Origin of the sequence: Fibrella musci (genome assembly GCF_041321105.1) — a bacterium.
Taxonomy (GTDB): domain Bacteria; phylum Bacteroidota; class Bacteroidia; order Cytophagales; family Spirosomataceae; genus Fibrella; species Fibrella musci.
In genome coordinates, this window is the sequence record NZ_JBGGWD010000007.1 from 268,563 (window position 1) to 282,081 (window position 13,519).

A 13,519-nucleotide genomic window follows, 5' to 3' on the forward strand; every position below is an offset into this window, starting at 1 on the left:
TCGGGCCACGCGGTCGGGCGGCGGCTGTTTTCGGCACCATCAATTTTCGACCCACTGCCGCGCCCACCCGAACAAATGCGCGGTTGCCCTGTGTTGCTTCGGCAGACCTTTCGCCGATCGACCGTATGCTGCGCGCCCTACTGCTCCTGTTTCCCAGCCTGTTTCTGCTCATCACCTGCCAACAATCCGAGGACAAAGCCGACAACCTGATCGAGCAGGCCATCAAAGCCCACGGTGGCGATGCCTGGCAGAACAAACAGATCGCTTTCAATTTCCGGAATTACCATCTGGTGCTGGCGCATCAGAAAGGCCATTTCCACTACGAACGTACCCACCGCGACTCAACGGGCACGACGGTCCGCGAGGTGCTTACCAACAATTCGTTCCGGCGCACGCTCAACGGCCGCCTGCAAATTCTGGACACGACGGAATATGGGCGCTACAGCCGGGCCGTCAACTCGGTGGCCTATTTTGTGCTGCTGCCGTTCAAACTCCGCGACCCGGCGGTGATTGCCGAGCACGTGGGCGAAAGCACTGTCGACGGGCAGCGGTACGATAAAGTCCGGGTTCGTTTCCGGGCCGATGGCGGTGGTAAAGACCACGGCGACACGTTTTATTACTGGTTCAACCAGAAAACACACACGATGGATTACCTCGCCTATAGCGAAGGCGGGGCGCGGTTCCGTAAAGCCATCAACCCGGTCGTGGTCGGGGGGATCCGGTTTCAGAATTACATCAATTACCAGGGTGACAAGGGCGATACCAGTTCCGTCGAGCACTACGACCAGAAGTACGCTGCCGGTAAACTCACCGAGCTGTCGCGCATCGAGCAGAAAAACCTGCTGGTAACGACTTTACCGTAACGCCCGGCCCCAGGGTTGTACGATTAATAACCTGTTCCAACCCGGCTAGGCGCCCCCGGCTAGGCGCCGCCGGCTGGAGCCGGGCGTTACTTAAATACCTGCTTGCCTACGCGGCCTTTGGCGCCGACGACGTAGCAGGTGTTGCCCACGCAAGCCACCGAATAATAGGGTTCGGTGTCGAGCTTCTCCCAGGTACGTCCCCCGTCGGCCGAGAGCGTCGTTCCCGACGAACCAACCACAAGTATACGGTTGCCCGGCAGGAAAGCCACGGATTCTTTAAGCCCCGCCGGGTTGAGTTGCGTGATCGGCTGCCAGGTACGTCCCCCGTCGCGGGTGATGGCGGCGTTGGGCTGAGGCTGTTCGGTTTGCGGTTTGAACGTTCCGCCAATCACCATGCCCAAGTCTTTGTTCTGAAACTGCATTCCCACCGGGCCGGTCATTTCGCCGCCGGGAATGGGCGTGGTGCTGACGGCCCAGGTACGTCCCCGATCGGTCGACCGGAAGACACGCCCGGCCGGTCCCCCACCCGACACAATCCAGACGTGTTGGGTACCCTGCACGATGAGGTTGGTGCCACTGGCCGCAAACGCCGCTTCGTTGGGCTCCATGGGCGGTAGCGACGCGGCAGGTATCGGTTGCCAGGTACGTCCCCCATCGTCGGTTTTCACGATAAACCACCGGCCATCCACGGGGTCGCTCACGGCCATACCGTGCTGCTTATCCCAGAAATCCATGCTGTCGAAAAAGACGCCTGGTTGTTCGGTCTGGTACTGGATGGTCCAGGTTTGGCCGCCATCGGTGGTTTTGTAGATGCGGGCCTGCCCTTTTTCGGCGGGTCCGGCGCTCATCAGAAAAGCGGTTTGCGCATCGAACGCTTTCACGTCCCGGAAATCGCAGGCGTCGGCATTGGGTACGTTGCCCGTCTGCCAGGTACGTCCCCCATCGATGGTTCGGACAAAGGTGCCTTTGGTCCCGCCAATCCAGGCCACCGTGGCGCTGGGTACGCTGATGGACCGGAAGTGTGCCGTAGTCCCGACCGATTGCGGCTGCCATTGGGCAAAGCCATTCAGCGTCAGGAACAGGCTGATGAAGAAGGCAAGCGTGCGTGTGTACATCGTTTGGTTTATCGTTAAAGGGTTGATGGCGGCAATTTTTGTCATCTGACTACTTTGTCATCCCGACGTGAGGAGGGATCTTGATGTAGCACAATGCTCAAACAAGCAAACCTCAAGATCCCTCCTTGCGACTGCGCGCCCCGGTCGGGATGACAAAACCGTCAATCAATACAACAGTTTGCTGGCGCGGAAGGGCGTGTCGGCGGCTTGCAGCAGTTTCTCGCGCAACCGGGTATTGTAGTTGGGGTGATCGGCGAGAAACCGACGCACGAGCTGGGCCGTTTCGGGTGTCTGGTAGGCGCCCAGCGTCGATTGCAGCCACGAGGCCGGAAAGAAAATATCGCCCGTGCGCTGAATCTCTTCCAGCAGGGCCAGGCTTTGAGGCAGGTACCGGGCCGACGTAGCGGCGCGCAGCGGATGGTGCAGGTAGCCTAGCGCCTCGGTCACCCAGGCTTCGTGCTCGCGGTTAGTAGCACTGGCCAGCGACGCAAAGAACGCATCCCGATCGGCTACGTTGCCCGACAGCGCGGGCATCATAAACTGCAAGCGTTTGCGGCGGTCCGGGTTCTTGATCCGCACCAGTTGCTGCGTCAGCAGGTCGTTGGCGGGGTAGTCGCGCACGGCCAATGCCAGAACCAGCGACGTGTAGTCGTCTTCGGTGAGCGTGACGCCCGTCGGGGCTTTCTGGTCGCGCCAGATGGCATAGAGCCGATCCTGCGCGGGTTTACTGAAAGCGACGCGCTGATAGAGCCGAAACAGCAGCTTGCGGGTGCCGGGGGTCCGTTGGTTTTCCATCGCCTGCCACGCCGTTTGTTCCACCGCCGTCGCCAGCGCCAGCCGACCTTCGGGGCGGGTAAAGCTCCAGACAAGGTTACCGAGGTGGGTCGTCAGCAGGCGTAGGTTCAGTTCTTCGGTTTCGGTCGTCAGCAACGTCTGTTCCAGTTCGGCCAGTTGTGCCGGACTGATAACCTGCCCCGCCAGTATGTTTTCGTACAGGTTGATGTAGGCCGATGCCCGCATGACCGGGTTTTTCAACGTGGGCAGGCGACGCAGCATAGCCGTATCGACCTGAAACAGCCCGTAGCCCTGCCCCGACGAATTGAGCAACACAAAAGCGGGCACTTCTTTACCAACAGCCTCGGTCAGAGTCACGTCGGCCCCGTTCATGGCGACAGTCAGTTCCTCCACCCGGTCGGGGTACACCAGCGCGACCTCGAATCCCTGCGGCCATTGGCGGCGAGTGCCGTCTTCGCCCGTCTGGGTCAGCACAAAACGACTGATTTTGCCGTTCTGCTGATCAAGCTGAAACGTCACCTTGGGGCGACCCGTCTCGCGGACCCAGATGTGGTTCCAGGCTTGCAGATCGACGGGCGTGCGGGCATCCAGAATGGCGATGAGGTCGGCCCAGGTGGCGTTGCCGAAGGCGTAGGTTTTCAGGTAATCACGCAGGCCATCGCGCAGGGCCGTTTTGCCCATAATCCGCTCCAGCTGCCGCATCATGATCGGGGCTTTGTGGTAGATGATGCCGCCATAGAGCGACCCGGCTTCCTGCAAATTGGCCAGTGGCTGCCCAATGGGGTTGGCCCCTTCCGTGCGGTCGACGGCGTAGGCGGCGGGCAGGTGATCGACCACAAATTGCAGGTCGTAGTTCGACCCGGGCATGGCGGTTTCCACGATCTTATCGGCCATAAAATTGGCAAAGACCTCTTTCAGCCACACATCGTCGAACCAACGCATCGTGACCAGATCGCCAAACCACATGTGCGCCGTTTCGTGGGCGATGAGCGTAGCCCGCGCAATCTGCTGGTCACGCGTCGCGCCGTTATCGAGAAACAGGCTCGACAGTTTGTAATCGATGGCGCCGACATGTTCCATGCCACCATACTGGAAGTCGGGGATAGCAGCGAAATCGAATTTATGAAACGGGTACGGCCGGGCGGTGTAGTCTTCCAGAAACCGCAGCGCATCGGCGTGCAGCGTAAACAGCGACGGCACGCTCAACCGGATTTTAGTGGTGTCGGTTTCGCGGTGAAAGAGCGTCATCGGGCGGTTGCCGGGTTTGTCGGTCACCACCGTGAAGCGGCCCGCCACGAAGGCAAACAGGTACGTGCTGATAGCCTCGCTCGGGCGGAATGTCATCGTTTTCCGGTCGCCCGCCACCACCGAGTCCTGGAGGGCGCCGTTGGTCATGGCCTGCCATTGCCGGGGAAGAGTCAGCGTGAGCTGGAACGACGCTTTCAGATCGGGCTGATCGAAGCAGGGAAACACCGTGCGGGCGCGGTCGGGCACGAGCAGCGTGTAGAGGTAATCGTCGTTGCGGTTCAGCGAGAGATCGCCCGCCGTAAACTGGATGGCCACCGTATTGGCGCCCGCCTTCAGGTACGTTGGTTCGATCAGGATGTGCTCATCGCGAAACACAATCGGGATGGTTTTGCCGTTGACCGCGATGCGTTGCAACTGATCGGGCTGCTCCTTGAAATCCAGTTGGAGAGGAGCCGCCGTTTTTTTCCACGTAAACCGGATGGTTTCGCTCGCCGGAATCGGCTGACTCTTTTGGGCAGGCAGTTCAAACCGCAGCGCATAGGCCAACTGGCTGACGGTCTGCCGCCGCGCCTGCGCCAGCGTCTGGGCCACGCCTTTTTCTACCGACATCGAACGGGGCGGCGTTGATTGACCATAACCGGCCGCAGCCGCCAATAAACAGTACTGAACAGAAAGGGCATAACGGAGTAAAAACGACTTCATGGTTGTATGCTGATGGTAAGCGCTATATGAGCCACCAATTGGGGCCAGAAACGATGGAAATGCGTGTTGATCTGATCGTAGTGGGCGATGAGGTCCTCAACAGCCGTGTCGAGGCTCGACGGGTACTGGGTACGTCGGGAAAGGCCGCTGAGGGCGCGGTCGATGCCCTGCGTAGTCTGGTAACTACGTACCCAATCCTGCTCCATCAGGTAGTGCGCCATGCGGGCCGCGCCGGGTGGCAGGCGGTCGGTGTGGATACGTAGGGTGTAGTAAAACCAGGTGGTGAACTCGATGAGGTCGTCGCCGGTCACCTCGCGGAACTGGGTCGCCAGAAAATGGTCGAAGAACACATCGACGGCGACCCCGGCGTATTTATGGCAGCGCGGATGCAGCAGTTCGCGCACCGCCGCCACGTCGGGGTGGGTATCGGTGAAGGAGTCGATGGCGCGGTGAATCCGGACGCCGTTGATTTCGCCGGGCAGCAGCCCGTGCCGCGGATGAGCCGGATCGCCCTTGATGAAGTCGCCGATGAAGTTTCCGATCAGCCAGGCGTCGTTGCGGTCGGAGAGCCAGGCGTGGGCCAGCAGGTTCATAAGGCCGACGGGCTGGGTACGTTGGTCAGCGCCGCAGCCGACAACGGGGGCTGATCCTGCACCAGAAAGCCTTCTGTTGGCGTATATCGTTCAACGTTCACCCCGAATTTCCGCAGAAAATCCACGCCTTCGTCTGACGGGATGCCTTTGTATTCGGCATAGGAATGGAAGTAGATGACCCGGTCGATTTTCATGCTGTAAATGATACGGGCGCAGGCAATGCAGGGCGACAGGGTCACGTAAAGCGTAGCTCCGTCGATGGTCGAGCCATTTTTGACGGCATACAGAATGGCGTTTTGCTCGGCGTGGAGGGCTAGCGAACACGAGCCTTTGGAGTCGCGGGGGCAGCCCACCTCCGGGAATTCCTCGTCGCAGTTGTGCGTACCGGCGGGCGGACCGTTGTAGCCAATCGAAATAATGCGCGTGTCTTTGGTCAGTACGGCCCCCACCTGTGCTTTGATGCAGTGCGAGCGTTTGGCCAGATTGACGGCCAACTCCATAAAAATATCGTCGAAACGGGGCTTCACAGACAGGTTTGATCTACAGTACGTGGGGTAGTCAGGCTGTAAAATAACGATAATCCGGCGGAGGTTTTGCGTCCAAAGCCACCGAAAAACGGCTGAACGGTAAAAGTTCATATGACTCGTTCCGGTTTTGTGACTCGCCCCCTTTGCTCCGCGTCAAGAGGGTGTAGAGCTTCGGTAGGGTGTCAATCAGGCGCGTAGGTTGGCATGATTCCAGCAGGCACTACAGGATGAACGCGCAACATCCTCCCCATGCAGTCTGGTCGCTTGTTAATTCGGTTTCAGAAACCGCAGGCGGCTTGTTGCCTTCCTGTTTCGAGCAAAGCCCTTCAGCCACCTGTAAAAAGCTGGCTTACAGAGCAAAAACGGCACCTATTTTGCTTATCGGCAGTAGCGAATAACAAATAGTATCATATTATTGCCTGTGTGTAGCAAATGGCCGATGTACCTGTTTTATCCAGCTTTATCCCACAGCCTAACTCATGCGTTACCTTTTGTTGCTCTACTACCTGCTCGTTGCGCCAGCGAGTACGCCACCGCCTGTTGTTTACGTGACCCCGTTCGGGAGCGGCGACGAGTCAGGTACGTCCTGGAAAAACGCGCTGTCGGGCATGCGCCTCACCAGCACCCTCATCAACGCCCGGCCCGGCACGCAGTTCTGGCTGGCTGAAGGCACCTACTACCCCACCGTCACCACCGATCGTAACGCCTCGTTTGTGCTGGCATCGGGCGTGCAGCTCTACGGTGGGTTTGTGGGCACCGAAACCGCGTTGGCGACACGAGCACCCGGCCAGCACGAAACGATTCTGTCGGGGAATATTGGCGACGAAAACAGCAGCACCGACAACAGCTTCCACGTCGTACAGGTCATTGACAATCAAGACCCTATCATACTTGACAACCTGACGATCCGCGACGGGCGTATTCAATCGTATGACGAGGGCCATTTTGGCGGGGCGGGGCTCAGCATCGAAGCGTCGCTGAACCTCTCGACCGTTCAGCTGTCGCACTGCCGGTTTATCGACAACAAAATACACCGGGGCCTGACGGTCGGCGGGGCGCTGTCGCTGCTGACCGAAACCAACGCCCGCTCGACGCTGACGATCAACGACTGCTTTTTCAGTGGCAACGAAGCGGGCTACGGCGGGGCTATTGGCCTGAGCACGCAGGGCGGCACGTTCACCACGACAATCACCAACTCCACGTTCGACCAGAATACGGGGCAGGAAGGCGGGGCTGTATCGAGCCGGTTTGTCGAGCATTCGCCCGACAACCTACTGACCCTCAGTAAGTGTACCTTCAGCCGCAACGTCGCCGAAGCAACGGGCGGCGGCATCACCACGGGCGGTGGCGTCGAGAAACTGGAAGCCTGCACGTTCATCGGCAACAAAGTGGTGTCGACAACCGGCGCTGGCGGTGGCGGGGCGGTGTTCTGTTTCAACAATAGCCCGACGTTTCAGAACTGCCTGTTTGCCAGCAACCGGGCCGACGAGGGCGGGGTTGTTCAGAGCCTTTCCGATGAGCGCCCGACCGCGCCCACGTTTATCAACTGCACCTTTGCCGACAACAGCGCCGCCGTTCGTGGCGGGGTGATGAGCGCCCGGCTGTCGCGCCATGAACGGCGGCCCATCGCCCTCAGCGTATCGGCGACGAAAGCTTTCTTCGTCAACTGCATCAGTTGGGGTAACGTGGCGCCCGATACGCCTTTTTTCGGGGCACAACCGTTGGGCGACAAACGAGCCGAGGCCCGGGTAACCTATTCGCTTATCGAAGGCGATTTTCCCGGCGAAGGCAACCGGGTCGCCGATCCGTTGTTTGTGGATGCCTCGGGCGGCGACTACCGGCTTCGCCCCGACAGCCCGGCCTTGTTTAAAGGATCGATTCGGGCGTTTGACTTGCCCGCGAGCGATTTGGCCGGGTACGTTCGGCAGCCGGGCCAACCCGTCAGTCTGGGTGCGTTTGAGTACGTCGCCACGGCTTCGTCGCTCAATACGCCTGTCGCGGTGCAGCGCCGCTCTCTGATCGAGTGAGGTCCATCGGCTGGGTACGTTCCGAGGGACTGTGTTTTCCGGTTGGTTAGGGTAGCGGGGGCGGTTGCTTTGCTTGTCGTATAGCATCTCCTCTTCCGTATGCGTCTACTCAACCTATTCCGTCCGTTCCTGCACCAGAGCGGCCTGTTCTGCCTGCTGAGCCTCACGCAGGTTGGATTGGCTCAATCGCCATCGGCCGAGCGAAACCGCATTGCCACCGAGATGGAACGCTCCATTCGGCAGGAGATGCTCAACAAATGGTATCCGCAGGCGGTCGACACCGAATACGGCGGTTTTCTGAGCACGTTTACCTACGATTTCAAGCCGACGGGCCCGCAGGACAAGATGATTGTGACGCAGGCCCGCCACACCTGGACCACCGCCAAAGCCGCCGAACGCTATCCGTCGGTAGCGCACTACAAAGCCAACGCCCAACATGGTTTTCGCTTTTTGCGCGATATGCTGTGGGATAAGGAATACGGCGGCTTTTACACGCTCGTCGACCGGACCGGGAAGGTAAAAGGACCTGCCAACAAAGAAGCCTATGGCAACGCGTTTGGGCTATATGCGCTCAGTGCCTACTACCATCAGTCGCGCGATACAGCGGCGTTGACGCTGGCGAAAAAGGCGTTTGGCTGGCTCGAACAGCACAGCCATGACCCGGTGCACAAAGGCTATTTCCAGCACCTGCGCCGCGATGGCACGCCCATCCGGCGCGACGCCACGGTGGCCTCGACGTCGGATCTGGGTTATAAGGATCAGAACAGTTCGATTCACCTGCTCGAAGCCTTTACCGAATTGTATGCTGTCTGGCCCGACCCGTTGGTGCGCCAACGCCTCGACGAGATGCTCCACCTGGTGCGCGACGTGATCACCTCGCCTAAAGGCAATCTGGTACTCTTTTTCCAGCCCGACTGGACGCCGGTTTCATTCCGGGATTCGTCGGAAGCGGTGGTGCTGAAGCATCGCTACATCGACCACGTCTCGTTTGGGCACGACGTCGAAACGGCGTACCTAATGCTGGAAGCCTCGCACGCGCTGGGCCTGAAAAACGATGCCAAAACGCGGGCAGTAGGCAAGCGGATGGTCGATCACGCACTGGCCAATGGCTGGGACAAGCAAGTGGGCGGCTTCTACGATCAGGGGTACTATTTTAAGGACAAGCCTACCATAACCATCATCGACAAGAGCAAAAACTGGTGGTCGCAGGCCGAAGGACTCAACACGCTGCTGCTGATGGCCGATCTCTACCCCAACGACCCGATGGCTTATTTCGATAAGTACAAACGGCTCTGGACCTACACCCAAACGTACCTGATCGACCACCAACACGGCGACTGGTATGAAGAAGGCCTCGACAACGACCCGCAACGGCGCACGGGCAACAAAGGCCACATCTGGAAGGCCGCTTACCATACCTACCGCGCCCTCACCGGCTGCGTCGACCGGTCGGGCGGCCCTACGCACTGAGCCTCAGCAAGTGAGTGAACCCGAGCGGTTTCCTGCCATAGGCGACGCTGTACGTTATGCTTATTTTGTCAATAAATAGCGCACAATCGGTCATTTATCGATCTTTACTGGCATAGTTTGTGACCCGATTAAGCCTGACCGTCTATATAGATGTGGCCGTTTACTCTATGCGCTTTCTCCTGCTCAACTGCTTTCTTTTCTTTTGTTTGCTGGCTAACGCCCAATCCATTATCTACGTAACCGAAACGGGCGGCGGCGACGGCTCAGGTACGTCGTGGGCCAACGCCCTGCCAGGTACGTTGCTGGCCAACCGGCTACCAGCCGCCGCGGCCGGAACGCAGTTCTGGATAGCAGCTGGTACGTACAAACCGACCACGACACTCGACCGCTCTGCCTCCTTCAGTATCGCATCGGGAGTCTCGCTATATGGTGGGTTTGCAGGAATTGAGTCGACGCCCGATGCTAGGACACCTACAACCTATGAGACTGTGCTCTCAGGCGATATTGGTATACCCAATGATGCCACCGATAATAGTAAGCAGGTTATACAGGTACGGGATGTAAACGGCGCAGTCAGGTTTGATCAGCTCACTATCAGGCGCGGGAGTGTCTTTTTTTTCGATGATGTCCACAGTGGAGCGGGTCTCGACATCTATTCGGCCGCGGTCACTACTACCATTCAAGTTACAAATTGCCAATTCATCGACAATATGATTTTGCCAAGTCTGAGCGGCGGCGGAGCCATAGCCTTTCAGGCCAACAATGGTGCTATATGCCAGTTACGGATCGAAGGAAGTGTTTTTCAAGGCAGTACGGCAGGGTACGGCGGGGCCGTTAGTCTGGTGACTCAGGGAGGAACACTGGCTACTTACATTAGCAATACGACTTTTGAGCGCAACGTAGCTCAGGAAGGTGGAGCCGTTTCGGCACGATACCTAGAACGAGCCACTGGCAATCAAGTAAGTATAACCCGCTGTCAGTTCATTGGAAATCAAGCCTACTTTTTGGCCGGAGCCCTCGTTACCGGCACCCAGCCAATTGAGATTAGTCAGTGCCAGTTTATCGGCAATAACGTGATATATACGTCGCCATCGGGCGGTGGTGGGGCTATTGATGCTTCGAGTTGTACGCTCGCGCAGTACCGGGACTGTCTCTTTTCGGGAAACACGGCTTATCGAGGGGGCGCGGTTTACAGCACTTCCATCGCCAAATGGACGGAGCAGGTGTTTATCAACTGTACCTTTACCAACAATGCGGCGTCAGTGGTAGGAGGTGCTTTCTACAATGATCAGTTTGGTCAGGCGAGACCTGGTAGCACTTTCCCAAATGCAACAATTACCCGCCTCACCAATTGTATTTTGTGGGGAAATACAGCCCCAACGTCGCCAGCATACCATGCTGTTTACGGTTCCGAATACAGTAACCGCCCCCTCACTAACTATTCGCTCATTCAGGGATATGACCCAGTGATCTATATTGGGGCCAACAATTTGGCGCGGGACCCCGTTTTTATCAATGCACAAAGTAGCAACTATCGTCTTTCCACCAATAGCCCGGCTATCAACGCGGGCGACCCGGCCACAGCGATGTACCTAACCACCACCGATCTGGACGGCAACCCGCGCCTGCGGGGAGGGCGGGTCGATATGGGCGCGTATGAATTCGACTGCGGTTCAAGCGGCTGCTACACTGGTGGTAATGATACAGTGGAATCAGTACAGTCTGGTGGCTGGAATCAGCCTTATACTTGGACATGCAACTGTATACCAGATAGTACACGTTCCATTCACATATTGGATGCACATACGGTCACCGTTCCTGATGCATACACTGGACAGGCTAAAAGCATCAAACTAATTGGCAGCGGTAACATGCAGCTACAAGGTACAGGCAAAATCCGGTTAGGTAATTGAGAGAGTTACGCGTTCGTACGGCCTCGGCGTAAGAATTCGCGCTACTTGCTGCTTTATAGAAGCAACAAACGTCCACTAAAGTCAGTCTAGTGGACGTTTGCACAGAAATTACATACGCTAGGCCACCAGTTCGTTTTGGGGTTTTAGCCACTCGGGCTTTCTGGTATCGACCACCGCCTTCAGCTCGTTGAGCATGGCGTAGAGGCCGTAATAGGTCCGGTTCACGTAGAGGCCGTCCTGCGAGCCACGCACCACTTTCGATGAACGCAGTTCTTCCAGCTTCGAGAGCTGGTCGGCGAAGGTGTACACTTTGGTGAAGTACTCGTCGTCGCCAAAGTCGAAGCGATCGACGGCGAAGGGCGCGCCCAGCATCTCGATCATCTGCACAAACAGGTTGGAGAAAAACTTGCGGTCCTGCGGCGTATCCTGTGGCACCAGAAACTCCAGGTTCTGGAAAATCTGCTGCGTGAGGGCTTCGTCTTTCAGCGTATCGGGGTTGATGAGCCGGAAGTAATTGTCGTAGTAGTAATCGGGGATGACCTTCACGCAGCCGAAGTCGATAACGCCCATCGTACCATCAGGACGCATCAGGAAGTTGCCGGGATGTGGGTCGGCGTGTACCTGCCGAAGGTTGTGAATCTGATGGTCATAAAAATCCCACAGCAGTTGGCCAATGCGGTTGCGGGCCTCCTGCGACGGGTTGGTGGCCAGAAACTCTTTCAGGTGCAGCCCGTCGAGCCAGTCCATCGTCAGGATGCGCTTGCTCGACAGTTCCTTGTAGTACTTAGGAAACACCAGCCCGTCGATGTGGGCGCAGGCTTCCGAAATCTCCACCGACCGGCGCAGTTCGAGGTCGTAATCCGTTTCTTCGAGCAGCTTGCTTTCCACCTCACCCATAAACCGATCGATCTGCCGTTCGTCGAGGTTCAGCAGTCGTACGGCCAGGGGTTTGGCGATTTTCAGGTCGGAGGTGACGCTGTCGGCCACGCCGGGATACTGAATCTTGACGGCCAGCTTTTTGCCCCACTTCCAGGCCTGATGCACCTGCCCGATGCTCGCCGCGTTGACCGAGATCGCATCAAACGTATCGAACAGTTCGCCGGGTGCTTTTCCGAAATAAGTGCGAAAGGTTTTCACCACCAGCGGCCCCGAGAGTGGGGGCGCCGAGTATTGCGACATGGCAAACTTGTCGCTGTAGGCCGTTGGCAGCAGCCCCCGATCCATACTCAGCATCTGCGCCATTTTCAGCGCCGACCCTTTCAGCTCGCTCAGCGCGTCGTAGATGTCGGCGGCGTTATCGGCGTGGAGGTCTTCGCGCGTTACCGAGTCGGGATCTACGAGCTTTTTGGTGTAATGCTTAATGTAGTTGCCCCCCACTTTCACTCCTGCCTTCACAAACTGCGAGGCGCGGGCTACTTTGCTGGTTGGAACGGAGTTTTGCGTTTTCATAGGCCAAAAGGGCTTTAGAATGTATAATGAACGATGTATAATGTACAACTGAACTGACTTTGCCAAGTGACTGCGTAGCCATTGTACAGTATACATCGTTCATTGTACATTCCTTTTTATCGGTTCTGGTACGCGAATTTGGCGAAGTCGAAGAGAGTATCGAGGGGCGAGCGACCGATCAGATCGAAGGTCGTGTTGACCGATTTTTCGATGGCCGTATCCGTTTTTTCGAAGCCCTTGCTCACGTCTTTCACCCAGAAATCGAGAATGAACAGCACCTGCGTCCACAACGCCGTAGGATACCGGTCCGTCAGGAACGGGCGGGGTTCCACTTCGCGGCTTTCGCGGCCCTCGGCCAGCAGATCGCGGGCGTAGTCGTAAAAGACCTCTTTGAATGGCATCAGCACCTGCCGACCGGCCGACGGCCGACCCCGCATCGCCAGCCGGGCACGGGGCGAATCGGCAGCGAGTTCGCCGCCCGCCCGCAGGTTGCCGTAGCTGTAGACCACGAAGCTGCGTTGCGCCTTAAGCTGTTCGATCCAGGTGTAGTAGAACGCCAGCAGTTTTTCCCGCACCGAATAGGTGTGATAGGTCGGGTCGGCGTCGAGCAGTTTGAGGGTGTCGTTGAACAGGGTCGCCCACACGTCGGCTTCGACGGCGTCGAAGGAAGCGTAGTGGTCGTAAAACTCGCTCTCGGTGATTTTCAGCTTTTTTGCAAACTGGAAGACGGAGGTGGGTTGTTTGCCGTTTTCAAGGACATACTCGGTGTATGCCTTACGGATTTTTTCGAGCGTTTCCATATGTATAGGAAACGGCC

10 protein-coding genes are annotated in these 13,519 nt (G+C 57.7%); 4 read left to right on the forward strand and 6 right to left on the reverse strand.

The genetic code is table 11. The features are described from left to right. Positions 1-125: 125 nt before the first annotated feature. On the forward strand, positions 126-863 hold the full coding sequence (locus tag ACAW74_RS23115) for a DUF6503 family protein (protein ID WP_370700616.1): 738 nt from the start codon (positions 126-128) through the stop codon (positions 861-863). Between the two features lie 86 nt (positions 864-949). On the opposite strand, the gene ACAW74_RS23120 is transcribed toward ACAW74_RS23115, so the two are convergent. The 4 genes from ACAW74_RS23120 to ACAW74_RS23135 all read right to left on the reverse strand — a co-directional run bounded on the left by ACAW74_RS23120 (position 950) and on the right by ACAW74_RS23135 (position 5,816). Then, on the reverse strand, positions 950-1,978 hold the full coding sequence (locus ACAW74_RS23120) for a WD40/YVTN/BNR-like repeat-containing protein (RefSeq protein ID WP_370700617.1): 1,029 nt from the start codon (positions 1,976-1,978) through the stop codon (positions 950-952). Positions 1,979-2,143: 165 nt separating this feature from the next. Beyond that, positions 2,144-4,723 (reverse strand): M1 family aminopeptidase, encoded by a 2,580-nt coding sequence (locus tag ACAW74_RS23125; RefSeq protein WP_370700618.1) that lies wholly within the window; start codon positions 4,721-4,723, stop codon positions 2,144-2,146. After that, on the reverse strand, positions 4,720-5,316 hold the full coding sequence (locus ACAW74_RS23130) for an acyl carrier protein phosphodiesterase (RefSeq protein ID WP_370700619.1): 597 nt from the start codon (positions 5,314-5,316) through the stop codon (positions 4,720-4,722). The genes ACAW74_RS23125 and ACAW74_RS23130 overlap by 4 nt, the downstream gene beginning before the upstream one ends. Beyond that, complete coding sequence (locus tag ACAW74_RS23135; RefSeq protein WP_370700904.1) at positions 5,313-5,816, reverse strand: deoxycytidylate deaminase; 504 nt, start codon at positions 5,814-5,816, stop codon at positions 5,313-5,315. The genes ACAW74_RS23130 and ACAW74_RS23135 overlap by 4 nt, the downstream gene beginning before the upstream one ends. Positions 5,817-6,322: 506 nt before the next feature. Between ACAW74_RS23135 and ACAW74_RS23140 the strand changes: the two genes are divergently transcribed. The 3 genes from ACAW74_RS23140 (at position 6,323) to ACAW74_RS23150 (ending at position 11,253) form a co-directional block, all read left to right on the forward strand. Continuing rightward, positions 6,323-7,870 (forward strand): right-handed parallel beta-helix repeat-containing protein, encoded by a 1,548-nt coding sequence (locus ACAW74_RS23140; protein WP_370700620.1) that lies wholly within the window; start codon positions 6,323-6,325, stop codon positions 7,868-7,870. A gap of 99 nt (positions 7,871-7,969) precedes the next feature. After that, positions 7,970-9,340, forward strand: coding sequence for an AGE family epimerase/isomerase (locus ACAW74_RS23145; RefSeq protein ID WP_370700621.1), 1,371 nt, complete (start codon positions 7,970-7,972; stop codon positions 9,338-9,340). Positions 9,341-9,507: 167 nt separating this feature from the next. After that, the gene (locus tag ACAW74_RS23150) at positions 9,508-11,253 is read left to right on the forward strand and encodes a choice-of-anchor Q domain-containing protein (protein ID WP_370700622.1); all 1,746 of its coding nucleotides are present in this window, start codon (positions 9,508-9,510) and stop codon (positions 11,251-11,253) included. Between the two features lie 117 nt (positions 11,254-11,370). On the opposite strand, the gene ACAW74_RS23155 is transcribed toward ACAW74_RS23150, so the two are convergent. Both ACAW74_RS23155 and ACAW74_RS23160 read right to left on the reverse strand, forming a co-directional pair. Further along, a complete protein-coding gene (locus tag ACAW74_RS23155) occupies positions 11,371-12,702 on the reverse strand; it encodes an ABC1 kinase family protein (RefSeq protein ID WP_370700623.1) in 1,332 nt (443 codons plus the stop codon). Positions 12,703-12,818: 116 nt separating this feature from the next. Continuing rightward, positions 12,819-13,502: a TetR/AcrR family transcriptional regulator gene (locus tag ACAW74_RS23160; RefSeq protein WP_370700624.1), complete on the reverse strand. Its 684-nt coding sequence runs from the start codon at positions 13,500-13,502 to the stop codon at positions 12,819-12,821. Positions 13,503-13,519: the final 17 nt, after the last annotated feature.

Excerpts from the sequence above, each read along its gene's own strand:
- ACAW74_RS23115 (WP_370700616.1), top strand. The coding sequence starts at position 126 with ATGCTGCGCGCCCTACTGCTCCTGTTTCCCAGCCTGTTTCTGCTCATC.
- ACAW74_RS23120 (WP_370700617.1), bottom strand. The coding sequence starts at position 1,978 with ATGTACACACGCACGCTTGCCTTCTTCATCAGCCTGTTCCTGACGCTG.
- ACAW74_RS23125 (WP_370700618.1), bottom strand. The coding sequence starts at position 4,723 with ATGAAGTCGTTTTTACTCCGTTATGCCCTTTCTGTTCAGTACTGTTTA.
- ACAW74_RS23130 (WP_370700619.1), bottom strand. The coding sequence starts at position 5,316 with ATGAACCTGCTGGCCCACGCCTGGCTCTCCGACCGCAACGACGCCTGG.
- ACAW74_RS23135 (WP_370700904.1), bottom strand. The coding sequence starts at position 5,816 with ATGGAGTTGGCCGTCAATCTGGCCAAACGCTCGCACTGCATCAAAGCA.
- ACAW74_RS23140 (WP_370700620.1), top strand. The coding sequence starts at position 6,323 with ATGCGTTACCTTTTGTTGCTCTACTACCTGCTCGTTGCGCCAGCGAGT.
- ACAW74_RS23145 (WP_370700621.1), top strand. The coding sequence starts at position 7,970 with ATGCGTCTACTCAACCTATTCCGTCCGTTCCTGCACCAGAGCGGCCTG.
- ACAW74_RS23150 (WP_370700622.1), top strand. The coding sequence starts at position 9,508 with ATGCGCTTTCTCCTGCTCAACTGCTTTCTTTTCTTTTGTTTGCTGGCT.
- ACAW74_RS23155 (WP_370700623.1), bottom strand. The coding sequence starts at position 12,702 with ATGAAAACGCAAAACTCCGTTCCAACCAGCAAAGTAGCCCGCGCCTCG.
- ACAW74_RS23160 (WP_370700624.1), bottom strand. The coding sequence starts at position 13,502 with ATGGAAACGCTCGAAAAAATCCGTAAGGCATACACCGAGTATGTCCTT.